This window comes from Stenotrophomonas sp. STEN030, from assembly GCF_056759995.1.
Map to the genome: position 1 here is coordinate 1 of NZ_JBRREB010000060.1, position 23,996 is coordinate 23,996.

At 61.6% G+C, this 23,996-nt stretch carries 22 protein-coding genes and 1 pseudogene; 14 read left to right on the forward strand and 9 right to left on the reverse strand.

Annotation, left to right across the window (positions count from 1 at the left end; all coding sequences use genetic code 11):
• Positions 1–68 precede the first annotated feature (68 nt).
• Both rlmKL and ACVOLR_RS17170 read right to left on the reverse strand, forming a co-directional pair.
• A complete protein-coding gene (rlmKL, locus tag ACVOLR_RS17165) occupies positions 69–2,207 on the reverse strand; it encodes a bifunctional 23S rRNA (guanine(2069)-N(7))-methyltransferase RlmK/23S rRNA (guanine(2445)-N(2))-methyltransferase RlmL (protein ID WP_481537517.1) in 2,139 nt (712 codons plus the stop codon).
• 132 nt (positions 2,208–2,339) lie between these two features.
• Positions 2,340–2,867 carry a hypothetical protein gene (locus ACVOLR_RS17170; RefSeq protein ID WP_481537518.1) on the reverse strand — a complete coding sequence of 176 codons (528 nt, stop codon included), beginning with the start codon at positions 2,865–2,867 and terminating at the stop codon, positions 2,340–2,342.
• A 51-nt stretch (positions 2,868–2,918) separates the two neighbouring features.
• Here ACVOLR_RS17170 and ACVOLR_RS17175 point away from each other — a divergent pair, with 51 nt between their 5' ends.
• The gene (locus tag ACVOLR_RS17175) at positions 2,919–3,482 is read left to right on the forward strand and encodes an N-acetylmuramoyl-L-alanine amidase (RefSeq protein ID WP_481537519.1); all 564 of its coding nucleotides are present in this window, start codon (positions 2,919–2,921) and stop codon (positions 3,480–3,482) included.
• Positions 3,483–3,501: 19 nt separating this feature from the next.
• On the opposite strand, the gene ACVOLR_RS17180 is transcribed toward ACVOLR_RS17175, so the two are convergent.
• The 3 genes from ACVOLR_RS17180 to ACVOLR_RS17190 are packed head-to-tail and all read right to left on the reverse strand — an operon-like array spanning position 3,502 to position 6,193.
• Positions 3,502–4,431 (reverse strand): DUF1684 domain-containing protein, encoded by a 930-nt coding sequence (locus tag ACVOLR_RS17180; protein WP_481537520.1) that lies wholly within the window; start codon positions 4,429–4,431, stop codon positions 3,502–3,504.
• Between the two features lie 59 nt (positions 4,432–4,490).
• Positions 4,491–5,393, reverse strand: a complete 903-nt coding sequence (locus tag ACVOLR_RS17185; RefSeq protein WP_481537521.1) for a sulfurtransferase — start codon at positions 5,391–5,393, stop codon at positions 4,491–4,493.
• Positions 5,390–6,193, reverse strand: coding sequence for a CoA pyrophosphatase (locus tag ACVOLR_RS17190; protein ID WP_481537536.1), 804 nt, complete (start codon positions 6,191–6,193; stop codon positions 5,390–5,392). Before ACVOLR_RS17190 ends, ACVOLR_RS17185 begins: the two co-directional genes overlap by 4 nt.
• 238 nt (positions 6,194–6,431) lie before the next feature.
• On the opposite strand from ACVOLR_RS17190, the gene ACVOLR_RS17195 reads away from it, so the two are divergent.
• Entirely contained in the window at positions 6,432–6,971 is a 540-nt protein-coding gene (locus ACVOLR_RS17195; RefSeq protein ID WP_481537522.1) for a post-PEP-CTERM-1 domain-containing protein, read from the forward strand.
• Positions 6,968–8,656, forward strand: a complete 1,689-nt coding sequence (locus ACVOLR_RS17200; protein WP_481537523.1) for a PA domain-containing protein — start codon at positions 6,968–6,970, stop codon at positions 8,654–8,656. The genes ACVOLR_RS17195 and ACVOLR_RS17200 overlap by 4 nt, the downstream gene beginning before the upstream one ends.
• Positions 8,657–8,853: 197 nt before the next feature.
• On the opposite strand, the gene ACVOLR_RS17205 is transcribed toward ACVOLR_RS17200, so the two are convergent.
• The 3 genes and pseudogenes from ACVOLR_RS17205 to ACVOLR_RS17215 all read right to left on the reverse strand — a co-directional run.
• On the reverse strand, positions 8,854–10,527 hold the full coding sequence (locus ACVOLR_RS17205; RefSeq protein WP_481537524.1) for a PA domain-containing protein: 1,674 nt from the start codon (positions 10,525–10,527) through the stop codon (positions 8,854–8,856).
• Between the two features lie 14 nt (positions 10,528–10,541).
• On the reverse strand, positions 10,542–10,976 hold the full coding sequence (locus ACVOLR_RS17210; RefSeq protein ID WP_481537525.1) for a hypothetical protein: 435 nt from the start codon (positions 10,974–10,976) through the stop codon (positions 10,542–10,544).
• Positions 10,977–11,791: 815 nt separating this feature from the next.
• Positions 11,792–12,244, reverse strand: a pseudogene (locus tag ACVOLR_RS17215) (FKBP-type peptidyl-prolyl cis-trans isomerase); the annotation flags it as partial.
• A gap of 15 nt (positions 12,245–12,259) precedes the next feature.
• Between ACVOLR_RS17215 and ACVOLR_RS17220 the strand changes: the two are divergent.
• From ACVOLR_RS17220 to ACVOLR_RS17235, 4 genes are all read left to right on the forward strand, one after another.
• Complete coding sequence (locus ACVOLR_RS17220; protein ID WP_481537537.1) at positions 12,260–13,093, forward strand: PA domain-containing protein; 834 nt, start codon at positions 12,260–12,262, stop codon at positions 13,091–13,093.
• Positions 13,090–13,278: a hypothetical protein gene (locus ACVOLR_RS17225; protein WP_481537526.1), complete on the forward strand. Its 189-nt coding sequence runs from the start codon at positions 13,090–13,092 to the stop codon at positions 13,276–13,278. Before ACVOLR_RS17220 ends, ACVOLR_RS17225 begins: the two co-directional genes overlap by 4 nt.
• Before the next feature lie 435 nt (positions 13,279–13,713).
• Positions 13,714–14,145 (forward strand): hypothetical protein, encoded by a 432-nt coding sequence (locus tag ACVOLR_RS17230; protein WP_481537527.1) that lies wholly within the window; start codon positions 13,714–13,716, stop codon positions 14,143–14,145.
• Positions 14,142–15,842: a PA domain-containing protein gene (locus tag ACVOLR_RS17235; RefSeq protein ID WP_481537528.1), complete on the forward strand. Its 1,701-nt coding sequence runs from the start codon at positions 14,142–14,144 to the stop codon at positions 15,840–15,842. Before ACVOLR_RS17230 ends, ACVOLR_RS17235 begins: the two co-directional genes overlap by 4 nt.
• Positions 15,843–15,999: 157 nt before the next feature.
• Here the strand turns inward: ACVOLR_RS17235 and ACVOLR_RS17240 are convergent, their stop codons facing one another.
• Positions 16,000–16,701, reverse strand: a complete 702-nt coding sequence (locus ACVOLR_RS17240) for an FKBP-type peptidyl-prolyl cis-trans isomerase N-terminal domain-containing protein (protein WP_481537529.1) — start codon at positions 16,699–16,701, stop codon at positions 16,000–16,002.
• Between the two features lie 170 nt (positions 16,702–16,871).
• Here ACVOLR_RS17240 and ACVOLR_RS17245 point away from each other — a divergent pair, with 170 nt between their 5' ends.
• From ACVOLR_RS17245 to pstS (ACVOLR_RS17275), 7 genes are all read left to right on the forward strand, one after another.
• On the forward strand, positions 16,872–17,654 hold the full coding sequence (locus ACVOLR_RS17245) for an enoyl-CoA hydratase/isomerase family protein (protein WP_481537530.1): 783 nt from the start codon (positions 16,872–16,874) through the stop codon (positions 17,652–17,654).
• A 7-nt stretch (positions 17,655–17,661) separates the two neighbouring features.
• Positions 17,662–18,021: a hypothetical protein gene (locus tag ACVOLR_RS17250; RefSeq protein ID WP_481537531.1), complete on the forward strand. Its 360-nt coding sequence runs from the start codon at positions 17,662–17,664 to the stop codon at positions 18,019–18,021.
• A gap of 137 nt (positions 18,022–18,158) precedes the next feature.
• Positions 18,159–18,800, forward strand: coding sequence for an endonuclease III (gene nth, locus ACVOLR_RS17255; protein ID WP_481537538.1), 642 nt, complete (start codon positions 18,159–18,161; stop codon positions 18,798–18,800).
• 169 nt (positions 18,801–18,969) lie between these two features.
• The gene (locus tag ACVOLR_RS17260) at positions 18,970–20,178 is read left to right on the forward strand and encodes an OprO/OprP family phosphate-selective porin (protein ID WP_481537532.1); all 1,209 of its coding nucleotides are present in this window, start codon (positions 18,970–18,972) and stop codon (positions 20,176–20,178) included.
• 264 nt (positions 20,179–20,442) lie between these two features.
• A complete protein-coding gene (locus tag ACVOLR_RS17265) occupies positions 20,443–21,222 on the forward strand; it encodes a PA3715 family protein (protein ID WP_481537533.1) in 780 nt (259 codons plus the stop codon).
• 115 nt (positions 21,223–21,337) lie between these two features.
• Positions 21,338–22,357, forward strand: coding sequence for a phosphate ABC transporter substrate-binding protein PstS (gene pstS / locus ACVOLR_RS17270; RefSeq protein ID WP_481537534.1), 1,020 nt, complete (start codon positions 21,338–21,340; stop codon positions 22,355–22,357).
• 443 nt (positions 22,358–22,800) lie between these two features.
• Positions 22,801–23,889 (forward strand): phosphate ABC transporter substrate-binding protein PstS, encoded by a 1,089-nt coding sequence (gene pstS / locus ACVOLR_RS17275; protein WP_481537535.1) that lies wholly within the window; start codon positions 22,801–22,803, stop codon positions 23,887–23,889.
• Positions 23,890–23,996: the final 107 nt, after the last annotated feature.

The window sequence follows — 23,996 nt, forward strand, 5'->3', positions numbered from 1 at the left end:
CGGCATGGGCTTCACTGGTAATGCCTCTGCCGAGCATGGCTCGGCACTACAGTTGAGGCGCGCCGGCATTACATCCGGCGCAGTTCCCAGGCGCGGTGGATGCGAGCGTTGCGCTCGAAATCCGGGCCGATGGTCTGTGCGGAAATCTCGCGGCAGTTGGCGAACTCGGCAACCGCGTTCTCGTCCAGCTTGAAGCGGCGGAAGTTGTTGGAGAAGTACAGCACGCCGTCGGACGTCAAACGATCCATCGCTGCACGCAACAGGCGCACATGCTCGCGTTGGATGTCGAAATCCTCCGCGCGAGCGGAGTTGGAGAAGGTCGGCGGATCGCAGAAGATCACGTCGTAACGGTTCTTCTCCGCTTCCAGCCAGGTCATGGCATCGCCCTGCACCAGGGTGTGCTGGCTGCCGCCCTTGCCGTTGAGCGCGAGGTTGTCGGCACACCACTGCAAGTAGGTACCCGACAGGTCGACGCTGGTGGTCGAAGAGGCACCAGCAACCGCCGCTTCCACGCTGGCGACGCCGGTGTAGCAGAACAGGTTGAGGAAGCGCTTGCCGCGCGCTTCCTGCGCCATATGCGTACGCAGCGGGCGGTGGTCGAGGAACAGGCCGGTGTCCAGGTAATCGAACAGATTCACGCGCAGCAGCGCGTTGTTCTCACGCACCAGGATGAACTCGCCGCGCTGCTCGAAGCGGCCGTATTTGCTGCCGCCCTTGCCGCGCTCGCGCGACTTCAGCGCAACCTGTTCAGCTGGCACCTGGAACACTTCGCGGGCAGCCGCCAACAGTTCGTTGCGACGGCGACGCACGTCCACGTCCGGAATGGTGGCTGGCGCCGCGTATTCCTGCACATGCAGGAAGGTGCGGTTCTTGCCACCGTCTTCGCGGTAGACGTCGATCGCCGCCGCGTATTCCGGCAGATCGGCGTCATAGGCGCGGAAGCAGGTGATGCCTTCGCGATTCAGCCAATTCTTGAATTTCTTGAGGTTCTTGCGCAGGCGGTTGGCGACCATCTGCGCGCCTTCGCTGAGCTCGCGCGGCTGGCCGGCGTTCTCGCGCTCAGGCACGGCAATCGGATCACAGACGATCAGCGCGCACTCGATGGCGCCGTTGAACATCTGGTACTTCTTGCCAGCACGCAGGCCGGTGGCAAACGCCAGGTCGGCGCTGCCGCACAGCAGGCTTGCGCGCCAGGTCGGCACCGCCCGCTTGAGCGCATCGCCGATACGGCGATACAGCACGGTGTCGGCGGCCAGACGTTCGTCGTACGGCGGATTGCAGACGACGCAGCCGGTTTCCTGCGGCGGCACCTGAACGTCGGCCACGTCACGCACGCCGAACCAGATGGCTTCGCTGACGCCAGCCACTTCAGCATTTTCCTTGGCCGCTCGGATTGCCTGCGGGTCGATATCGCTGCCGTGGATGACCTGCTTGAGCGCAGCACGGCCAAGCTGCTCACGCTCACGCGCTTCGGCAGTCAGTTCCTTCCACTGCGCCTGATCGAAACCGCGCCAGCGGCTCGGCGGGATGCTGCCGTGGCGCTGCAGGCCCGGCGCCACGTCGGCGGCCATCAAGGCGCCTTCGATCAGCAAGGTGCCGCTGCCGCACATCGGGTCCAGCAAGCCACCGCCTTCAGCGTGGATCTTCGGCCAGTTGGCGCGCAGCAACACGGCGGCAGCCAGGTTTTCCTTCAGCGGCGCGTCGTTCTGCGCCATGCGCCAGCCACGGCGGTGCATCGGGCCACCGCCTAGGTCGATCGAGATCGTCGCCCTGCCCTTGCGCAGCGACAGGTTGATGCGCACGTCGGGGAATTCAACATTCACCGACGGCCGCTCCATGCCCTGCCCGCGCAGGCTGTCGACCACGCCGTCCTTGACCCGCTGCGCGGCAAAGCGCGCATGGGTAATGGCGGTGCCGGACACATGTGCGTCCACCGACAAGGTCAGCTCGGGGGTGATGTGCTGGTCCCACGGCATCGCCGCCACACCCTGATACAGCGAGTTCTCGTCCGGGCACTCGAATTCCTGCAGCGGCCACAGCACGCGGCTGGCCAGGCGCGACCACAGCACCACGCGCTGCGCATCGCGCAGTTCGCCTTCGGCGTTGACGCCGGAAATGGTGGCGGTCGCCCGCGGCAAGCCCATCGCCAGCAGTTCGTCGGCGAGCAGGTATTCAAGGCCCTTGGCGCAGGAAACAAAGAAATTCACGGGAGATATCAACTTTCAGAAAGGGAATCAGGCCAGCCAGACGGGCAGGCACGTTGGCCGGCCCCGGGGCATCCAGGGGCTCTATTGTAGGCAGTTGCCCGTCGCGCCGTCGGATTCAGCCGGCGGCCGCGTTCACAAACCGCGCAGCAAGGCCTCAAAGGCCTGGCAGGAGGCGTCCACATGGCGCATCAGGCGGTGGCCATCATTGACCAGCAGCAGCCTGGCTTTGCGCTCGGCGGCCCAGGCAATGACATCGGCGGCCGGGATCAGCTCATCGTTCCAGGCGTGGACCACGCTGATCGGCACCGCGGCGGCGTCCAGCGCCGGCATGGGCCCCATCGTGGTCGGTGGCACCATCAGGAACAGCCCGGTTACCGGCACCTGCAGCGAGGTGATTGCTGAGATATAAGCGCCCAGACTCGATCCAGCCAGCACCAGCGGGCCGCGCGCGGCCATTTCGGCCGCCCGTTCGACCAGCCGCTGCAGCCGCGCCGGCACGTCGCCGACCCGGCTGATCTCGTGTTTGGCGTCCAGGTCGGTGTAATCCGGACGTTCGTGGCTCCAGCCGAGGCGCTCGGCCACATCGGCCAGCGCGGTGACCTTGGTGGCGTCCGGGCCGCTCTCGAAGCCGTGCGACAGAATGCAGTGGCCGCGGCTCATGGCTGGCGGCAAGTCATGGGGGAAATCATGGGCGAATGCTAGCATCCACACATGCACCTGCCGCCACCCATCATTGCCAAACCGCTGCCCTACGAACACCAGTTGGCGCAGCGCAAGTCCACCGATATCGACCTGGTGGTGATCCACTGCACCGAGCTGCCGGACCTGGCCACGGCGCGCGAATACGGCGAACGTGCGCTCTACGACAACGGCAGCGGCAACAGCGGCCACTACTACATCGACCGCGATGGCAGCATCCAGCAATACATCGCGCTGGACCGCGTGGCCCACCACGTCCGCGGCATCAACCCGCGCTCGATCGGCATCGAGCTGGTCAACCGGGGCCGCTGGCCGAACTGGTTCGACTCCAACAACCAGACCATGAGCGAGCTCTACCCGGAAGCACAGATCGCTGCGCTGGTAAGGCTGCTGGAATGGCTGCCGCAGGCAGTGCCGTCACTGCGTTACATCGCCGGCCATGAGCAGCTCGATACCGCACTGGAGCCGGCCAGCGATGACCCCGGCCTCAGCGTGCAGCGCAAGCTCGATCCGGGCCCCATGTTCCCGTGGGAACTGGTGCTGCGCGCCATCGACCTGCAGCAGCTGCCGGACTGACCAACACCCTGGCAGCCGCTTACTGCGGCAGGTACTGGAACTTCTCGCCTGCGGTCACCGCAAGATCCAGCCGGTTGATGGCCGGCGCGATCGGGCACACCACGTGCGGGGTGAACGCGCAGGGTGGGTTTTCGGCGCGATTGAAGTCCAACTGCACTACACCGTCGGTGGGCATCGCCGCGTACACATAACGCGCACCACCATAGGTCTCGCGACCACTGGTGCGGTCCGACAGCAGGAAGAACAAACGCCGTGATGGCGGCGCAGCCTCATCCAGCACTGGCTGCAGGTGATAGCTGCGCCCATTGACCTCAAACACCGCTTCACCAGGCACAACCGCCGGCAACGGCGTGCCGATCGAGGTCAGCAATACTGCCTGCTTTGGCGCCGGGAACGGCCGCCATTGCGCGCTGACATTCCATTTCGGGTCGACCGGAAAGTGCTCGATAGCCGTAAATGCCAGGCGCCGCGGCGATTGCGGGTCGCGGTAGCGCCAGCCCAGGATGCTGCCGGTACGCACCAGATAGAACTCCGAGTCACCCACTTCAACGCGGCTGGCCTCGTTGACATGAGCAACCCCGGGGATCAAGACCGCCCGTTGCAGCGGCTGACCTTTCATCTGAGCACCCGCGCGGGTACCTGCGGTGAAGGTGGCTTCGCCATCACGGTCCACCTGCAGGAAACCAAGTTCTGAAGGGCCACTGGGCAACACCACATCATTGGCCGCGGCGCTGCCTACCCGGTAAGCACCTGTCTTGAGCCGGCCCGAGCCGGTGTAGCTGAGCCAACCATCGGGTGCGCGCAGCTCGGCCAGACGCTGCGCCCGCCACTGTTCAACCTCGCGCAGATACTGACGCGCTGCATCGCCGGACAACCCGCCACCTGGCGCATTGCATGCCCCAAGAACCGCCGCCAACAGCACTACACCTAGCCATCTCAATGAACGCACGCTTCCCCCGAAGCATTCATACCCATCGGCACCGCGCCCACTCGCGGCGTACTGATTACTCAAGCTGTAGCAACCGGCCTGTTTGCATCACTGGACCAGCCACTCCAGGAATCACTGAACACACGCAGCCCGGGCATGCCGGCATGCGCAAACGCGAGGGCGAGATGACAGGCAGTGACGCCCGAACCACACATCACCGCCATCTGCTCCGGCGCCTGCCCGGACAACAGCGGCGCCAACTCAGCGCGCAGCTCCTGTGCAGCACGGAAACGACCATCACGCAGGTTCATGCCGAACGGCCGGTTCAGCGCACCGGGCACATGCCCGGCGACCCGATCCAAGGGCTCAACTTCGCCGCGATAACGTTCACCAGCACGCGCGTCCAGCAGCCAAGCTGGCGTCTGCGACAAGCGCGACTGCACCTCATCGACGCTGACTACCTGGGTCATATCGAACTGACCTGGGTAGGCGGGTAGCGATGGCGCCGCAACCGGAGCCACATCAAGTGCGTGTCCTGCCGCCTGCCAAGCAGCCAAGCCGCCATCAAGCACGGCGACCTTGCGATGGCCGATCAATCGCAGCAACCACCACAGGCGCGCCGCTGCCATGCTGCCGTCGGCCGCATCGTAGACCACCACCTGGGTATCGGGCGCAATTCCCCAACGCCCCAACTGCGCTGCAAAGATCGCACTGTCAGGCAGCGGATGCCGGCCATGCCCTTGCTTGCGCATGTCCGACAGGTCCTGCTCCAGATCGGCGTAGACCGCACCGGGGATATGCCCGGCCGTATAGCCAGCCATACCGGATTGCTTGTCGGCCAGCGAGTAGCGTGCGTCCACCACCCGCAACGCAGTGCTGGCAGTAGCGCGGGCGTCAACCACGCGCAATTCGGGCTGCGCCAAGGCTTTGGCCAGGTCCGCTACATCCACCAGCGTGGTCCACCAAACTCCAGCCTGACTCATGCCAGCTGCTCCAAACGACGACGAAGGTTGTAGAGGATGGCGGCGGTCGCGCCCCAGATGCGCTGCCCGGGCCAGCTGTACTCCATGACATGGCGGACGCGTCCACCATGCTCGATATCCACCTGGCGCAGATTGGCCGGGTCCATCAGGTAATCCAGCGGCACTTCGAACACCTCGGCCACTTCACCGGGCTCGGGACGCGCGATGAACGCCGGGTCCACCACCGCGACCACCGGCGTCACCCGGAACCCGGTAATGGTGATGAAGGGGTCCAGATACCCAAGCGCCAATACCTGGCTGCGCGGCAAAGCAATTTCTTCGTCGCTCTCACGCAAGGCGGCTGCCAGCGGATTGCGATCGACGGTTTCGATGCGGCCACCGGGAAACCCGACTTGTCCGCCGTGGTTGCGCAGTGCTTCGGTACGACGGGTCAAAATCACCTGCGTGCCGTGCGCACGCGGCACCAGACCGGCCAATACCGCGGCTTCCACCGGCGGTCCGGGCGGCAACAGGTCCTCCAGTTCAGACCGGTTCCAGCCCGGCCCCATTGGCGTCTGCGTCAGTGGCATCAAGGCCCGCTGCAGCCGGTCACGGCCCTGTAGCTGCTCAGCAAATGCCAGCGCATCGCGTGAGCGCCTTGGCAGTTCCTGGCTCATGACGCGTCGCCGCTCGTCCTCGCTCATGCGCATCCAGCCACCGATCTCGGCACCATTGCGCCAGCAGCCACGGCAATAGCCCTGCTCATCAAGCGCGCAGATGCCAATACATGGGCTGGAGATGACACGAGCAGGTGCATCCATCAATTCAGACATCACGCTAGCGTAGCGCGAGGGCAACTTCAGGACCAGTTACCCGCCTGTGATAGCGCTGTATTTGCCTTACTACGATGGCAATGTAAGCCCCAATAGCGGGCCCGGTTCAGCGAACCCGGCCGCCACTTACTCCCATTCATTATGTGACGCCCATCAAATTGTGGTTGAGCGCCGGTTCATCCAAGGGCACACTCAGCTTGCCGACAGGGGGAACACGAACCATCCGATGCGCGAGATGCGCGTTCGATCAGCGTGGCTGTTCGACGCATGCCTCGCCTGCATATGGATGGAGCCTTATCGCTTTTCACTCTGTAAGCGGAGCTCGGAAATGAGAATGGCAAAACCCTCCTTGTTGTTATCGGCGCTGGCACTGTCCGCCAGCCTTTCAGTACAGGCCCATGAGCCGCCAACGGACGGCAACCCAAGTACCCCTACCGAAAGCGGCATGGTTGCCGGCATCGATGCCAAGACCGGCAAACTGCGCAAACTCACGGATACAGAAATCCGGGCGCTTACCGATAAAGCCAACGCAATGCCCTCGGCAAGCCGCAGCGCCGCCGGCACCAATGCCGCCTGGGCGCGCATTCCGCAGACCGGCACCGATGCTGCCAAGACCATACGTTTGCACAGCAATGGCATGAGCACGGCCGATCTGCCGCTGTCCACGCTGACTTCATTGAGCGTTGAACGCAACGCCGCAGGTGAAGTGCAGATTCTGGAGAACGGCGCACCGCTTTCGCATGGCAAACAGGAGGTGTCCGAATGAAGACGTTGCTGCTTTCGGCCGTCATCGGCACCTGCCTGCTTGGCGCCACAGCGCACGCAGCCATCATCACTCCGATCAATCAGGATCCTGCTGGAAAAGGCCTGAACGACCCCACCGTGCGGGCACCAGAAGGCGGTAATCCGGGCAAAAGTGTCGGTGAGCAACGCCGCATCGTCTATCAATTCGCCGCCGACCTATGGGGTGCGGTACTGCAGAGCGATGTGGAGACCTTCGTCGGTGCCAGTTTCCAGGACCTGACCTGCACCGCTACCGGCGGCACTCTGGGCTCGGCCGGCGCATCGTGGATCGCCACCACGCCACCGGCGGGCGCTGAGCTGGGCATGATCTACCACGCCCCCTTGGCCAACGCCCTCAATGGCAGCCGCATCACCATCAGCAGCGCCGGCACAGACATCACCAGTCGCTTCAACAACAATCTGGGCGGCAGCAATCCGGACGGCACGCCATGCATGACCGGCTCGGGCTGGTACTACGGCTTGGACGGCAATGCGCCCGCCAACCTGATCAGCTTCCTCGATGTGGTGATGCATGAAATCGGCCATGGTCTTGGTTTCTCCGGCTTCGTCGGCTACAGCACCGGCCGGCTGGGCGAGCGCGTAGGCATTCCGCAGTACTACGGCTATTCGGACGTCTACACCGAAAACGCCTTCGACAACCTGTCCGGCAAGCGCTTCACCGAAGCCAGCATGACCAACGCGCTACGCGCCGCGTCAATCAAAACCCGCGGTGCACCGGCCTGGAATGGCGCAACCACACGGGCACAAACACCACTGTGGCTGGATCCTGCCGTCATCCTGTCGGTCAACGGCAGTAGCGTAGTCACGCAGTTCTTTGGCACTGCTTCCTTCGGCCCAGCAGCCACTCCAGCCAACTTCAGCGGCCCGGTTGCCATTGCCAACGACGGCACCGGCGCTGACACCGCCGATGGCTGCGAAGCAATCCCCGCCGGCAGCCTCAGCGGCAAAGTTGCTTACGTCAATCGCGGCAGCTGCGCATTCGAGATCAAGGCAGCCAACGCCCAGGCAGCGGGCGCAGTCGCGGCGATCATCGGCAATGTCGCCAGCTCCGGTGATCCAGGCACGGCACCCGGCATGGCGGAAGATGCCAGCGTCAACGCCACCATCCCGACCCTGAGCGTCAACCTTACCGATGCCAATCTGATCAAGGCAGCGGCACAGGCAGGCACGGCGCTGACCGCTGCATTGGGAGAGGTTGCCGGACGCTATGCAGGTGCCGATGCAAGCGGGCGTCCGTTGCTGTACGCACCTGCGGTAGTTGCCAGCGGCTCGACGTTCTCGCACTTTGAAAGTGTGTTGATACCTGATGCATTGATGGAACCTGCCAACAGCCCCAACACCGACGCCGGACGCATGGTTGACCTCACCTTGGCGGCGTTTGTAGACGAAGGCTGGAGCTTGAATGCAGGCACTGCCCGCATCGGCAGCTGCGATACGGGAGTAAAGCTGTTCAAGAACCCGGGCTTGATCGCGGGCGCCAATGTGCAGGCACAGGATCGCCTGTGCCGCACCACCGCCAACGGCAACCGCGCACTCTACCTGCGCTGCATGAACGACACTGCTGCCTCGCTGAAAGCTGCGAGCATGATCAGTACCGTTGAACAGGCTGGCATCCGCAGTTGCGCGGCCAAGGTGACTTCGCCGTAAATCTGATGTCGCACAACTGGCAAACAAAGAACCGGCGCCTTGAGGGCGCCGGTTTTCCTTGCTTCGTTCATGCAAAATCGAGTGGCATCCACCCCATCAGCTGCGAACAGCCACCAAAGCAATAACATCGCAACCGAGTGCGCGCCTCGATGACAACACAACTAAAGCTTGAGGCACGCCTCCCGCAACCACCGGCACTACAGCTTGGCGACGCACTGCCTTGCCTTGGCCATCTCCAGCGGTGTTATCAGCGACTGCGCGTGCAGCGAGCTAATGTGGTCGTTCATGCAACGCAGCTGTTGACTACGATTCCCCGCAGACGATGTCCTACACAGGTTGTTCTGCGCGATCAGGTTGGCGCCTGGAATGAACGAATCACGATAGACCGGCACCGTGGTATCGCAGCTTCCCAGCTTGGCGGTGCCATTGCGGTTGGTTGGCCAGCCCATCTCTTCAAACATCTCCAAGGCCACGTCTATCATCACGTCCGCTCGTAGCGTCTTGGTTTCCGCCGGCTCCATCAGAAAGTTTGGAGTCATGTCAGTATCGATATGAGAGAACGAGGATCCGGCCTGATAGGTCGCTGGCGTGAACAAACGCATGTTTCCGCCTGAGTCCAACCCGTAGAACCGATTCGGATCAACAGTGAGGCCCGAAGCAACCACGGGGACATCACCCCGCAATAGCTTCCCAACTTCCTGGGTCACCGTAATAACCGGAATTTTCACCTGCGCACCCAGCGTACCGCTGCCCGCACCGAAAGGCGCTCGCGGCACGTTATTGGCCAGAATCACCGCCACCGCCCCATGATTCTGCGCATTCAGAGCCTTACGCGAAAACTCGCAAACACCTCGATCGATCAGCACAATTTTACCGGCCAAGAGCGCTCCATTGGCGATGGCTGGTTGCCCATCGCTCCCGTCACAGCCGGTATGCATGTCAACCGCCCCCTGTGCGGCGGCATCACTTATCAGGACGATGTCCCCTTTTATCGGCGAAAAATCAGTACTACCGAAATCAGCACGTCCATAGTCGTGGAAGGCAGCAACTGGAGAGGAAATATTCAAGACGAGTCGATTTTCCGCCATCAGCGCAGCCATTCCATTGGTTGCACTGCCTTTCCAGACAGTCTGCCCCGGCGTGGTGAGCGCCACACCTATACGCGAATCGATCATTTCAAAATCGTTGTAGCTCATCGAGTATGTGTTCGACCAAGCCAGGCCATCCCATGGACCCTTCGCGAAGCGAACCGGTGAATTGAAGAACAACCTTGAGTTGCCCGAGGTACCCAAGCCATGACCTATCTCATGCATGATCACATTTAGAAAGTTGGCGCGGTTCTCGATGTTGTGCCCCGCATTACCGGTCAGACCGTAGTACCACCCCCCACCGCCGAGCGCCTGGCAAGCCGGCGTGTCTATTGCTGAGCTGAAATTCGTCAGAATGTCATTCCTGCCCGCATCCATATCGCGACCCGCAATCGCATTCGCCAACGCCACCGGGTACTCGAAGTCAGCGGTTCCATTTGTCGAAATTGCGTTGGCTTTGATCTGACTGATGGATCCTGCCTGCCCAAGTACGATATCACCCGCCAAGCATCTCAGCGGAGCGAACGACGCCTCCACTTTGATCTCCGTCGAGCTACGCAACAACGCGCCCCAAAGATCCATCGCATACTGATACGCGATCATTCGCTGCTGCCCCATTGTCCTACCTGGGTTGCCTCCAATCGGGGCGGCCAGGGTTGGGTCGTTCAAACCGATACCGGGCCTATCAAGATTGACCAGAGTTATCTTCGCCTGCGCCAGCACGGATGAGGTCACGGCGCATAGTGACACCGCGGTACAGACCGCTAGAAGTTTCGTCTTCATTTCCTCATCCTCGGTCAGCGAATGTCATTGGCATCGTGCGAGGCATGGATACCACCACCCCTGCTTGGTACTGCATATAGAGGCTCAAGCTCCTGTCGCGACGTCAGCACAATCCCGGCGCCGCTCTTGTCTGCGGCGGCCTGCCGCAGCGCCTGTTCTACGGTTTCCGGCATCTTTGCCAGCGCAAGATTGAGGCCTTCCGAAGCTGCACGATCCGCTGCGGTGCGGCGTACGCCCGCCGCATCTATCCGGCGCTGCACGTCATGCGCCGTGCTTGCCGTCGAACGCGATCTAACAACCTCAGCAGCAGTCGCTGGCAGGCCAATCAGTGCGGCGTAGTCCGGCACCGGCTCGCCCTGTGATTGCGCGAACACGCTACCCGCCGGCGTGCACAGCGCGCTGGCGACAAGGCAGCACCAACGAACAACACCCTTACGATCTCGTTGCATTTCATCACCCCTTTTCTGGAACGCGATAAGCATGGCCGCGAATGCGAATCCGAAAACCCAGTGCCCGACGGCGTCAGCACCGTCGCCCCCCTATCGCACGGCTCTGATTCAGAGCCATCAATCACCTTCGCTGGGTATTGCGGCATTGCCTGCTGGACGGCCTCGTCGATGTACGTCCTGCGCCTTTGAGCTCACTACAGGCTAGATCCAAGCTGGGACGTACCGCACAAATCATAGATAGACAGGCTGGCGGAAAATTGACATTTCTTCGTGGCTCGCTGACTTTTTGAGGCGCTTTTTCCCAACATTTCAACGCGCGTCTTTGCAGCGACAGTGAGCGCGGAGTTCCCGGGTACGGTTGAGGCGAGTGGCCGATAGCCAGAAACGTGTGCCCAACGCAAACAGGCAACGGTCGAAAGCGCCGATTGAATCAAACCGGCGAATTCCTACTTGTCTGCGCTGAGCCGTGGGTACACAGCCCGCATTGATGCCTTGAGCCTGCACAATGGGTGCGGTGCGCCAGTCGTGCACCGGCGGCTGAGGGCTTCTGTGGGAGCGGCATCAGCCGCGAAGCCAAGGATCCATCGGTGGTTGTGCGTCTGCATAATTGCGAGCCGCGCCGGTTGCGCGGCGCACGCTGTTACACGACGCGAGCTTCGCGGATTTGCTCTACGGGTTGATGCGTCGCGGGTAAAGCCTCTGCCGAGCATGGCTCGGCACTACCTGCGCCTTTAATCTCTACCGACAATTTCAGGCAAAAAGAAAGCGCCAGTTTTGCCACCGGCGCTTCTCATTGCATCACCGACTTGCGCTTGCTTGACGCTGACCAGCTTCATTTCGAACTGCACCGCCACGTTCGGCGGGAACGGGGTGCGCGGGTCGGCACCATAGGCCTTGTCCGCCGGCAGGGTTACTTCCCACTTGGCGCCAGACGGCATCTGCAGCAGGGTTTCGCGCATCACAGCCATTTCCACTTCGCTCAGCTTGATCGACGGAATCGTCTGTGCCGGGCGAGCTTCGGTCGGACGCTGGCCGTACGGGAACGGACCGGCAACCTCCAGGGCAACGGTGCTGGCCTGGGTCGGCTTGGCACCGGCACCGGCTTCGATCACGCGGTACTGCACGCCGCTGGCCAGGGTCTGCACGCCGGGCTTGGCCTTGTTGGCAGCAGTGAACTGGTCACTGCGGGTATTGTTTTCAGCGGCAGCCTTCTCGTACTCGGCCTTGGCAGTCTGAGCACATCCCTGCTCGCGACGCTGGAATGTTTCAGCGGCCCGGTTGTCATTGCCAACGATGGCACCGGCGCTGACACCGCCGATGGCTGCGAAGCGATCCCGGCCGGCAGCCTCAGCGGCAAAGTTGCCTACGTCAATCGCGGCAGCTGCGCATTCGAGATCAAGGCAGCCAACGCCCAGGCAGCGGGCGCAGTCGCGGCGATCATCGGTAATGTCGCCAGCTCCGGTGATCCAGGCACAGCACCAGGCATGGCGGAAGATGCCAGCGTCAACGCCACCATCCCGACCCTGAGCGTCAACCTTACCGATGCCAATCTGATCAAGGCAGCGGCACAGGCAGGCACGGCGCTGACCGCTGCATTGGGAGAGGTTGCCGGACGCTATGCAGGTGCCGATGCCAGCGGGCGTCCGTTGCTGTACGCACCTGCGGTAGTTGCCAGCGGCTCGACGTTCTCGCACTTTGAAAGTGTGTTGATACCCGATGCGTTGATGGAGCCGGCCAACAGCCCCAATACCGACGCCGGGCGCATGGTCGACCTCACCTTGGCGGCGTTTGTAGACGAAGGCTGGAGCTTGAATGCAGGCACTGCCCGCATCGGCAGCTGCGATACGGGGGTAAAGCTGTTCAAGAACCCCGGCTTGATCGCAGGCGCTAACGTGCAGGCACAGGATCGCTTGTGCCGCACAACCGCCAACGGCAACCGTACGCTCTACCTGCGCTGCATGAACGACACCGCTGCCTCGCTGAAAGCTGCCAGCATGATCAGTACCGTTGAACAAGCTGGCATCCGCACTCGCGCCTTGAGGCTGTTGAATGCCTTCATCCAGAACCTGGCACCTTCGGCGGCACCGATCCAGATGCCCAGTCGGAAGTGCGCATGATTTTTTCCAACCTGTTGCGCCCAAAAGCGAAATTGCTGACAGTCCTCGCAGGGGCCGCCAGCCAACGGCCGGTACCACCGATCATCGCCATGATTTTTTATGGACTCTTCGACGATTCATCAGCGCGCAGAGTGGAAATCCATCCGCAGCACATGCGATCACAAGGTGATCTGCATGCGCGATAGCGCCAATCCGACCGCAAACGTCAGAAATCCAAATCCATGCTTAAGCACAAAACCTTCGCCAATTTGGCGACAGGTCACAACACGCCACTTCGCCAGCCGGGATCCGAACACGATCAAACCAAGCCTATGGCGCAGTGCAGCGAAGCTCGAACCGGGCAGACGAAAATGAGCAAGAATGACCGCAATGCGTACCCGAATAAACATAGCTAAACGGTTCTTTTTCTTCGGCAATCGGAAAAGAAGCACATATACCTGACCACTTTAATTTCGTTGTTTTTTGCCATTGCAGTGCTGACATTGAATATGCACACTGCGCGCGCCATCACGGACTACCTCCACACATGACTCGCATGCGCTTGCCGCATCGCTCTCCATTGTCTTGCCTGTGATACGGCTAGCACGCTTGCATTTCTTTACTTCAGATTGGAGATGGACATGAAATCGGCAAAGACACTCATATTTCCGTCACTGTTACTTTCACTCTCACCCATGATTGCCAGTACAGCTGTAGCTGAGGAACGACCAGCAGCAGCGCGACCAAGCTCCGCCATGCACATAATTGGCGGAATCGATGTAGAAAGCGGGACACTGCGCAAAGTCAGCGACAAGGAGATTCAAGTACTTTCCACAGCACTTGAGAAGGCACTGCGCGGAGGAAATTCTGCAGGTTCCATGTCAATGCGATCGAATCAAGACAAGGAGATGGTCGAACGAAGCATTCGTCGACGTTCTGATGGGTCGATCAGCGTCAGCATGCCTGCCAGCAGTATGTCGTTCCTTAAAGGTTGGCGAACAACGGATGGCCGCACCTTCATATCCGAAGGTTCAGCGGCACCAGCACAGGCTTCGGGCGAGGTGTACAAGTGACAACTCCTTCCAAACTCGCCACTCTGGCGACCTTTCTCGTCGCTGCCTCACTTCCGATTTCGTCCCACGCAGCGATCATTACCCCCGTAAATCAGGACATCCCTGGACAAGGCCTCAATGATCCAACGCCGCGCAAGCCAGAAGGTGGCAACCCCGGTCTAACCGTCGGGGAGCAACGTCGCATTGCCTATCAATACGCCGCTGACCTTTGGTCCGCGCTGATCCACAGCGATGTAGAGATCATTGTGTCAGCCAGTTTCCGCGAACTCCCATGCACCGAATCGATCGCCGTAATGGGGGCAGCTGGTCCGTCTTGGATAGATGGAAAACCGCCATCAGAAGAAAAACCTGGAATGATAGTTCCCGGAGCACTCGCCAATGCCTTGCATGGGTCACGCATAACCTCCGGAATTCCCGACAACGACGATATAAGGTCCGTTTTCAACGCCAACATCGGCAAGCATGATAGCTATGGAAATCCGTGCCTACTGGGCTCTGATTGGTATTACGGACTGGATGGAAACACTCCAACCAACAGTTCCAATTTCATCTTCACCTTGATGCATGAAATAGCTCATGGCTTAGGATTCATAAGCTACAACGACCTTGCTACTGGCCAACTGAACGATCTTTTTTGGTTCTACGAAGGCTATAGCGACCCTTTCACGGATAACATCTACGACAACGGTCGAAACAAGTACTTCACGGACCCCACGATGACGGACCGGGACCGTCAAGTGGCCATCTATACGCACGGCCGCCCGGCTTGGGGGGGCAGCAACGTCAAATCGTTAGTGCCACAATGGCTCAGCCCCGCACGCAAGCTGGTACTGAGCGGGACATCAGACTCACTATCCATTGATGACTTTGGCTCCATTAATGCGGCCAAGGTCGGGAAAAGCAGCTTTAAGGGGCCTTTGGCACTCGTCAATGACGACGTCGGCCAAGATACGGGCGATGCTTGCGAGGCGCTCCCAAGCGACAGTCTCAGGGGCAAGATTGTCTTTATCAATCGAGGAACCTGCACTTGGTTTGCAAAGGTGATCAATGCGCAAAATGCCGGAGCAATCGGGGCGATCATCGGCAACGTACCTGAATCCAATTTGCCGGATTCAATACCAATGTTCATTGATTTTTCTGGCAGTGGGGTCGCTATCCCTGCGATCGCCGTCAACTTGAGCAATGCGAACCAAATCCGATTCGCACTCGAAAACGGAACGCCACGAAATGCGTCGTTGGAGCAGGTTCCCAACCGATTCGCTGGGGCAGACATCGCCGGGCGACCGCTTATATATGCACCGGACCCTCCCGCATTGGGCTCATCACTGTCTCATTTTGATTCTGGACTGGTACCAGAAGCCCTTATGGCACCTCAACTCACCGATAATGCGGACGCAACACTCTCCGTGGACCTTACGCTTGGCCTTTTTCGCGACATAGGCTGGAAGCTAAACGAAGGCAACGCTCATATCGGCACATGCGACACCGGCGTAAAGATGTTCAAGAACCCGGGGCTGATTGCTGGCGCTAATGTACAAGCTCAGGATCGCCTGTGCCGCACCGGCGCCCGGGGCAACCGTAGCCAATACCTGCGTTGCATGAATGACACCGCTACCGAGCTGAGAGACGTCGGGATGATCAGCGGCATCGAACAAGCAGGCATTCGGACCTGCGCCGCCAAGGTAGGCGCACTGTAAGAGAAGTTTGAAGCTGGAGGAAGCTGTTGCGGCGAGGCGTTTCAGATCAAGCATCTACAGATTCATGGCTCGGCACTACCGCGATCCAGTGCGAATTCGGACAAAAAAAAGCGCCGGTGTTGCCACCGGCGCTTTTTATTGCATCACTGGTTTGCGTTTACTTGACGCTGACCAGCTTGATTTCGAACTGCACAGCCACGTTCGGCGGGAACGGGGTGCGCGGGTCGGCACCATAAGCCTTGTCCGCCGGCAGGGTGACTTCCCACTTGGCGCCAGCCGGCATCTGCAGCAGGGTTTCGCGCATGGCAGCCATTTCCACTTCGCTCAGCTTGATCGACGGAATCGTCTGTGCCGGGCGAGCTTCGGTCGGACGCTGGCCGTACGGGAACGGACCGGCAACTTCCAGCGCAACCGTGCTGGCCTGGGTCGGCTTGGCACCGGCACCGGCTTCGATCACGCGGTACTGCACGCCGCTTGCCAGAGTCTGCACGCCGGGCTTGGCCTTGTTGGCGGCAATGAACTGGTCACTGCGGGTCTTGTTTTCAGCGGCGGCCTTCTCGTACTCAGCCTTGGCAGCCTGGGCACGGCCCTGCTCGCGACGCTGGAATGCTTCAACGGCCGGCTTCAGCTGATCGGCAGTGACTGCCGGCTGCTTCTTGGCGTAGGCATCCTGCAGACCCTTCACCACCGAAGCGATGTCCAGCTGCTCGCCACGGCCGGTGAGCTCGGCCAGGTTGTTACCGTAGTCATAGCCGAAGTAATAGCTCAGCTTGCCCTTTTCGGACGCGATGTCCTGGGCGAAAGCAGTGCCGGTGACGGCCAGGGCCGCCACGGCGACCGCAATAGAACGCAACTTCATCAAACAGTTCTCCAGGAATGGTGTCTCAGGGCAAACATGCCGCTAGAGGCGACGGGTTAGGATAGCCGTCGCAAAGGCTGTCCGCCACTGACGACGCTCACCTATGACCGTCTTCGGTTGAAAGAGTTCAATTCATTACTTTTTTTTAACGTTTCGAGGCTTTCACCCCTATGTCCGAGTCACCGGTTTCGATCAGCACCCACGCAGGCGTCCGCACCATCACCGTGCAGCGCCCGGAAAAGCTCAACGCCCTCAACCGGCTGACCCTGGAAACCCTGGATGCGGCCTTTGCCGAGGCGGCATTGGCCGAGGACGTAAGAGTGGTAGTCCTGACCGGCGCCGGCAGCAAAGCCTTCGTGGCCGGGGCGGACATCTCTGAAATGAACACGCTGACCCCGGTTCAGGGCCGCGACTTCTCGCTGGTCGGGCAGCGCCTGATGCGCCGGATTGAACGCCTGAACAAGCCGGTCATCGCAATGGTGAACGGTTTCGCACTGGGTGGCGGCATGGAGCTGGCCATGGCCTGCCACCTGCGCATCGCCGCCGACAGCGCCAAAGTCGGCCAGCCGGAGATCAATCTGGGCCTGGTCCCGGGTTTCGGCGGCACCCAGCGCCTGTTGCGCCTGGCGGGGCGTGCCGCCGCGCTGGAACTCTGCCTGCTCGGTGCGCCGATCAGCGCCGAGCGCGCCCAACAGCTGGGCCTGATCAACCGCGTGGTGCCGGCCGCCGAGCTGGAAGCAGAGACCACCAAGCTGGCCGAGCAGCTGGCCAACGCGGCACCGCTGGCCCTGCGCGGCATTCTTGACGCGATCAACGTCGGTGGTGAGTGCGCTATCGAGGAAGGTCTGGAATACGAAAGTGCGCAGTTCGGCCTGGTGTTCTCCACCGACGACATGCGCGAAGGCACCAGCGCTTTCCTGGAACGCCGCAAGCCGGAATTCAAGAACCGCTGAGTTGTCCATGTCCAACGCAAGCGCCACACCCCGCCAATTGCTGCAGTTCGTACTGGATGATGATCTGGATGCGGCACTGCGCGCCGGGCTGATGGACTACCAACCGCAGCCCTGTGACACGCTGTTGGATCCTGCGCACCCTGACCTGCCGCAACAACTGCAGCAGGCACAGCAGCAGCTGGACGCCGCCTGGGCCGCACGTGAGCGCCATCGTGCCCGTGCCGCACGGCTTGAACGCCGTGATGCCGAGCGTCAGGCGCGTCGCGCGCCGCCGCCGGTAGCGGACAGCAAGCCCGCCCTGCCCTCCGCGGCGGCAGCCATCCTGGCCCGGGCCAAGGCGCGGGCGGCAGGAAATTCCGCAACATGAAGTCAGTAGCTGTGAAGAAAACGACGGTAAACACGGCAGCCGCGAAGAAAATCGGCGCAAAGAAAATCGCGGTGAAAACCGCGGTGGCAAAGAAAGCTGCAACGCCGAAGACCAGTTCGGCCCGCGGCAGCAAGCGCATGACTGCCGCCGAAGTGCGGGAGATGTTCACCCGCCTGCGCGAGCTCAATCCGCATCCGACCACCGAGCTTGAATACAGCACGCCGTTCGAGCTGCTGGTGGCAGTGACCTTGTCGGCACAGGCCACCGATGTGGGCGTCAACAAGGCAACCCGCAAGCTGTTCCCGGTGGCCAATACCGCCCAAGCCATTCTTGCCTTGGGCGAAGAAGGACTGAAGCCTTACATCGCCACCATCGGCCTGTTCAACGCCAAGGCCAAGAACGTGATTGCCGCCTGCGCGATCCTGGTCGAAAAATACGCCGGCCAAGTACCGGCCGAACGTGCCGCGCTGGAAGCCCTGCCTGGGGTTGGCCGCAAGACCGCCAACGTGGTGCTCAACACTGCTTTTGGCCAACCGACGATGGCGGTGGACACGCATATTTTCCGCGTCTCCAACCGCACAGGGCTGGCCCCGGGCAAAGATGTGCGGGTGGTCGAGGATGGCCTGATGAAGGTGATTCCGGAAGAATTTCTGCAGGATGCGCACCACTGGCTGATCCTGCATGGGCGCTATGTCTGCAAGGCGCGCAAGCCGGATTGTCCGCAGTGCGTGATCCGCGACCTCTGCCACTTCAAGGACAAGACCGCTGATGCTGCCTGAGCGTCGGCGGTTGCCATCTGCACGACACTTTCCCGTAACAGCCAATAGGCCAAATACGCAGGCCCTTGTGTCCCGGGGCCAAAGCTGGTCGCCGAACTGTCACATTTACGCAATCTTTACGCCCTAGCCTTCGCAGCAACCTCCAACTGCCTGCAAGGCTACCCACCCAATGAAACTGCATCGCCAACTCCTCACTGCGGCCGTGGCTGCTGCACTGTTCGCGCCGGCTGCACACGCTGAAGTCGCCATCGACGTTATTGGCGGTTCCGAAATCACCTTCGAAGGCCTGGTCCAGGCTGACGGCAACTGGTTCAGCAATGACAAGGCCGACTTGAACGGCGTTGCCAAGAACGGCAAGGACAGCGAGTTCGAACTGCGCCGCGCCGAGCTGGTGCTGAAGGGCAAGGGCCCGGGCAACATCGAGTGGGTGGTCGGTTATGACGCCAAGGCTGACAAGTTCCTGGACACCAACGTCAAGTACAAGCTGGGCGGCAACAGCAACCACTTCCTGCAGGCCGGCCAGTACAAGCAGCCGAACAGCCTGGAAGAACTGTCCAGCACCAAGAACAACGACTTCATCTCCAAGGCCACGGTCACCAACACCTACGCAGTTGCCCGCCGCCTCGGCGTTGGCTACGGCGTCGGCGATGCCAACTGGTCGGTCACCGCGTCGGCCTTCGGCCGCGAGCTGACCCGTGACCTGGCCCACGGCAGCGGCTACGGCGTGCGCGGCACCTTCGCCCCGATCAACGAGAAGGGCAACATTCTGCACCTGGGCTTGAGCTACGTCGATTACGACACCGACGCCGACCTGCTGCGCCTGCGCGCGCGCCCGAACGCCGATCTGGCTACCGTGCGTCTGGTCGACAGCGGCGACCTGAAGGACACCGACCGCCTGAGCACCATCGGTGCAGAAGCCATGTACGTGCGCGGCCCGTTCAAGGCCCAGGGCGAGTACTACAGCTCCAAGGCCAAGCGTTACGACCACGACAACTACAGCACCGATGGTTACTACATCAGCGGCGTGTGGAACGTCACCGGTGAGACCTGGGGCTATAAGGGCGGCACCCCGAGCTTGGGCCTGCCGGACGAGCCGGGCCGCGGCATGTGGCAGCTGGGCGCACGCTTTGACCATATCGATCTGAACGACGGTGGCCTGAAGGCCCCGACCGTGGTCGGCGGCACCCCGCTGGTGGACGGCGTGCTCGGCGGCAAGATGGACATCTGGACCGTTGGCGCCAACTGGTACTGGCGCTCCAACTTCAAGGCCTCGCTGAACTATGTGATGGTCGACAGCAACAAGTACTCCTCGTCGAGCAAGAAGTTCGTCAGCGACAAGCCTGACATCCTGGAAGCCCGCCTGCAGTTCTTCTGGTAAGCATTGGCTGCACGCAACAACACGAACGCCCCGCAAGGGGCGTTCGTCGTTTCCAGCGGCTCATTCTTTTGTGGGAGCGGCGTAAGCCGCGAAGCCGGTAGCATTTGTGCGCAAGCAGTTGCCGCAATCTGAAGCTGTGTCAGCTTCGCGGCTTACGCCGCTCCTACAACGGCGGGTGCCGCTGCGCTTGCTGAAGCTGTGTAAGCTTCGCAGCTTACGCAGCTCCCGCAACCAACTCCGGGGGCGCTCCAACCGGACAGACCCATGCGCACCTGCTTGCTTGTACTGCTGCTTTCCCTGCCCTTCACTGCCTTCGCGCAGGATTGCGGCGGTGACAGGGTTGCGCGCATCACCGAGGCGTATCAACAGCGCGACGTTGCGATCCTGCCCGACCGCTCCGGCTGGAGCGTCGACACCGAGCGCGGCGCTTGCCGGGTATGGCCAGCGGATACTTCATTGACCTTGATCGCGGTGCCGTTCCTGGGCCCAGAGGGACCCAATGGTGACTCCCAGTCGGGCGACCTGGATGTGCTGGTGGTCGACAGCGCCAGCCTGCTCCCACGCGCAACACTGCGCCTGCCTGAAGTGATGAGCAGCGATGCCATCCACGTCGACAGCGTTGGTCTGGATACCGCGCGTTACAACCTATCGCCCAGCGTGCGCGCGTTCGGCGTGCGAAGCTCACGCAGCAACTCCTCGCAGCCCAACCCGTTCAGCGAAACCCGCCTACAGCTGCTGGTGTTCAGCGGCAACATACTGGAAGCAATTACCGGGCAGATCGTGGTGTCCAGCAGCGGCGGTGAGTGGGACACCCGCTGTGCCGGTGAATTCCATGAAACAAAGCGCACGTTGGAAGTTGGCCCCTCCCCGGCGCAAGGCTGGGCAACGCTGACAATCCGTGAACGCGGCAGTTCAACCGTGAACCACGAAGATGCCAAGGGTGACTGCGTGGAAGCCCGCGAAGATCAGCCCGTGCGTAGCTTCAAGCTGCTACCCAAGGGCCGCAGCTACCCGCTGCCCAGCGAGGTTGAAGCGGCATTCTGATCACATGCGTCACTGTCATATGTGCGTCATATGACAGACGCTGCGTTGTCATCAAATGGTTATGGAATAGGCGCCGGGGCGGAAACCACCGCACATCAACTCCCAGGAGCCATTCGTGATCCACGCCATCAAATCGCGCGCCGCTGTAGCCATCCTTGCAGCGTCGTCCGTGTTCGCCGCCAATGCTGCCGATGTTACCGGCGCTGGCGCTTCCTTCATCTACCCGGTGATGTCCAAGTGGTCGGCCGATTACAGCGCCGCCACCAGCAACCGAGTCAACTACCAGTCGATCGGCTCGGGCGGCGGTATTGCCCAGATCAAGGCCAATACCGTTGATTTCGGCTCGTCCGATGCCCCGCTGAAACCGGAAGAACTGGCGTCGGCCGGCCTGGTGCAGTTCCCGTCGGTGATCGGCGGCGTGGTGCCGGTACTCAACGTGCCGGGCGTGGAAGCCGGTGCGATGAAGCTGGATGGCCCGACCCTGGCCAACATCTTCCTGGGCAAGATCACCAAGTGGAATGATCCGGCCATCGCCGCGCTCAATGCCGGCCTGACCCTGCCGGACACCAAGATCACCGTCGTGCACCGTTCCGACGGCTCGGGCACCACCTTCAACTTCGTCAACTTCCTGTCCAAGGTCAACGCCGACTGGAAAACCACCGTCGGTGAAGGCACCAGCGTCCAGTGGCCGGTCGGTATCGGCGGCAAGGGCAACGAAGGCGTGGCCGCCTACGTCAAACAGATCCGCGGCTCGATCGGTTACGTCGAGTTCTCCTACGCCCTGCAGAACCGCCTGACCTTCTCGCGCATGAAGAACGCCGCCGGCAACTTCGTGCAGCCGCGTGACGAGACCTTCTCGGCCGCAGCCGCCAGCGCCGATTGGGCCAATGCACGTGATTTCTACCTGGTGATGACCAACGCCCCGGGTGAGCAGGCATGGCCGATCACCGCCACCAACTTCATCCTGATGCGCAAGCAGCCGAAGAGTGCTGAGGGTGCCAAGGCTGCAGTCGAGTACTTCCGCTGGATCTACGCCAACGGTGATGCGCAGGCCCGTCAGCTCGACTACGTGCCGCTGCCGGACCCGCTGGTCCGCCAGATCGAAACCTACTGGCAGCAGAACCTGCGCTACTGAGTAAAGAGCCGGCGGGACCCTCTCCCTCGTCGTCTCAAGCGCGGATCACGTGATCCGCGCTTTTTTTTTGTGGGAGCGGCGTCAGCCGCGAAGCCGGAAATCCAGTCCCTGCGGCATTGCCGGACCACTCCCTGTAGAGCCGAGCCATGCTCGGCTGAAGCTCTACTAGTGAAGGCCCCTGCCGAGCATGGCTCGGCACTACGCTGAGGCTCTACCGGTGAAGCCCCTGCCGAGCATGGCTCGGCACTACCGGGCATTACCGGGAAAGCCCCGCCTCCGGTCGACATCCCTGCCTTGCAGGGCGGCATTTGCCCACCTCATGGCCATTGATTCTGTGAGCTTTTTCAGATTTTTTTCACGATGTAATCAGGCTGTAACAAAAACATCATTTCATAGCCGCATCCGCCGACACCGTCGGCAATTACCCCGCTATGGAGTGACGCATGAAGCTGCACACGACCGGTCTTGCCGCCCTTTCGCTGGCCATCGCCATGGGCCTGTCAGCCTGTGGTGACAAGGGCAATCAGGCCGCTTCCGGCCCCGACGCTGCTGGTGCCTCCGCGGCTGCCGCGGGTGACAAGGTCGCCGTTGAGATCTCCGGCGCCGGCGCATCGTTCATCTTCCCGCTGGTGTCCAAGTGGTCGGCCGACTACAACGCTGCTACCGGCGCCAAGATCAATTACCAATCGATCGGCTCGGGCGGCGGTATCGCCCAGATCAAGGCCGGTACGGTCGACTTCGGCTCCTCCGACAAGCCGCTTTCCACCGAAGAGCTGGCACAGGCTGGCCTGGGCCAGTTCCCGTCGGCGATCGGCGGCGTGGTACCGGTGGTCAACCTGGAAGGCCTGCAACCGGGCCAGCTGCGCCTGAGCGGCGCCCTGCTGGCTGACATCTTCCTGGGCAAGATCAAGAACTGGAATGACAAGGCCATTGCCGATGCCAACCCGGGCGTGACCCTGCCGGACACCAAGATCACCCTGGTGCACCGCTCCGACGGCTCGGGCACCACTTTCAACTTCTCCAACTACCTGTCCAAGGTCAGCAGCGAGTGGAAGGACAAGGTCGGCGAAGGCACTTCCGTGCAGTGGCCGGACGGCGTCGGCGGCAAGGGCAACGAAGGCGTAGCCTCCTACGTGCAGCAGATCAAGGGCTCGGTTGGTTACGTCGAACTTGCCTACGCACTGCAGAACAACATGCCGTATGCCTCGATGCAGAACGCCGCTGGCAGCTGGGTACAGCCGACCGCTGAGACCTTTGCCGCCGCTGCTGCCAGCGCCGACTGGGCCAACGCCAAGGACTTCAATCTGGTGATCACCAACGCGCCGGGCGCCAACGCATGGCCGATCACTGCCACCAACTTCATGCTGATGCATAAGCAGCCGAAGGATGCCAAGCGCAGCGCCGATACCCGCGCGTTCTTCAAGTGGGCCTTCGAGAACGGCAAGACCCAGGCCAACGAGCTGCACTACGTGCCGCTGCCGGCTGAATTGGTCACCCAGATCGAAGCGTACTGGGCTGCCGAGTTCAAGTGACGTAGTGAAGCGGGGGGGGCGGGCCGGCGGCGCCCCCCCCCCGAGCCGGACAGCACCCCCCGGGGCGGGGGGCGCAGCCGGATCGCGAGATTAAGAAGCCACGGCGG

Bases quoted from the DNA above. Each gene is read 5' to 3' on its own strand.
- pstS (WP_481537535.1), top strand. From the start codon at position 22,801: ATGAAGCTGCACACGACCGGTCTTGCCGCCCTTTCGCTGGCCATCGCC.
- ACVOLR_RS17260 (WP_481537532.1), top strand. From the start codon at position 18,970: ATGAAACTGCATCGCCAACTCCTCACTGCGGCCGTGGCTGCTGCACTG.
- ACVOLR_RS17185 (WP_481537521.1), bottom strand. From the start codon at position 5,393: ATGAGTCAGGCTGGAGTTTGGTGGACCACGCTGGTGGATGTAGCGGAC.
- ACVOLR_RS17225 (WP_481537526.1), top strand. From the start codon at position 13,090: ATGATTTTTTCCAACCTGTTGCGCCCAAAAGCGAAATTGCTGACAGTC.
- ACVOLR_RS17170 (WP_481537518.1), bottom strand. From the start codon at position 2,867: ATGAGCCGCGGCCACTGCATTCTGTCGCACGGCTTCGAGAGCGGCCCG.
- ACVOLR_RS17265 (WP_481537533.1), top strand. From the start codon at position 20,443: ATGCGCACCTGCTTGCTTGTACTGCTGCTTTCCCTGCCCTTCACTGCC.
- ACVOLR_RS17175 (WP_481537519.1), top strand. From the start codon at position 2,919: ATGCACCTGCCGCCACCCATCATTGCCAAACCGCTGCCCTACGAACAC.
- ACVOLR_RS17195 (WP_481537522.1), top strand. From the start codon at position 6,432: ATGCGCGAGATGCGCGTTCGATCAGCGTGGCTGTTCGACGCATGCCTC.
- nth (WP_481537538.1), top strand. From the start codon at position 18,159: ATGACTGCCGCCGAAGTGCGGGAGATGTTCACCCGCCTGCGCGAGCTC.
- ACVOLR_RS17230 (WP_481537527.1), top strand. From the start codon at position 13,714: ATGAAATCGGCAAAGACACTCATATTTCCGTCACTGTTACTTTCACTC.
- ACVOLR_RS17200 (WP_481537523.1), top strand. From the start codon at position 6,968: ATGAAGACGTTGCTGCTTTCGGCCGTCATCGGCACCTGCCTGCTTGGC.
- ACVOLR_RS17210 (WP_481537525.1), bottom strand. From the start codon at position 10,976: ATGCAACGAGATCGTAAGGGTGTTGTTCGTTGGTGCTGCCTTGTCGCC.
- ACVOLR_RS17190 (WP_481537536.1), bottom strand. From the start codon at position 6,193: ATGGATGCACCTGCTCGTGTCATCTCCAGCCCATGTATTGGCATCTGC.
- ACVOLR_RS17245 (WP_481537530.1), top strand. From the start codon at position 16,872: ATGTCCGAGTCACCGGTTTCGATCAGCACCCACGCAGGCGTCCGCACC.
- ACVOLR_RS17250 (WP_481537531.1), top strand. From the start codon at position 17,662: ATGTCCAACGCAAGCGCCACACCCCGCCAATTGCTGCAGTTCGTACTG.
- ACVOLR_RS17240 (WP_481537529.1), bottom strand. From the start codon at position 16,701: ATGAAGTTGCGTTCTATTGCGGTCGCCGTGGCGGCCCTGGCCGTCACC.
- ACVOLR_RS17205 (WP_481537524.1), bottom strand. From the start codon at position 10,527: ATGAAGACGAAACTTCTAGCGGTCTGTACCGCGGTGTCACTATGCGCC.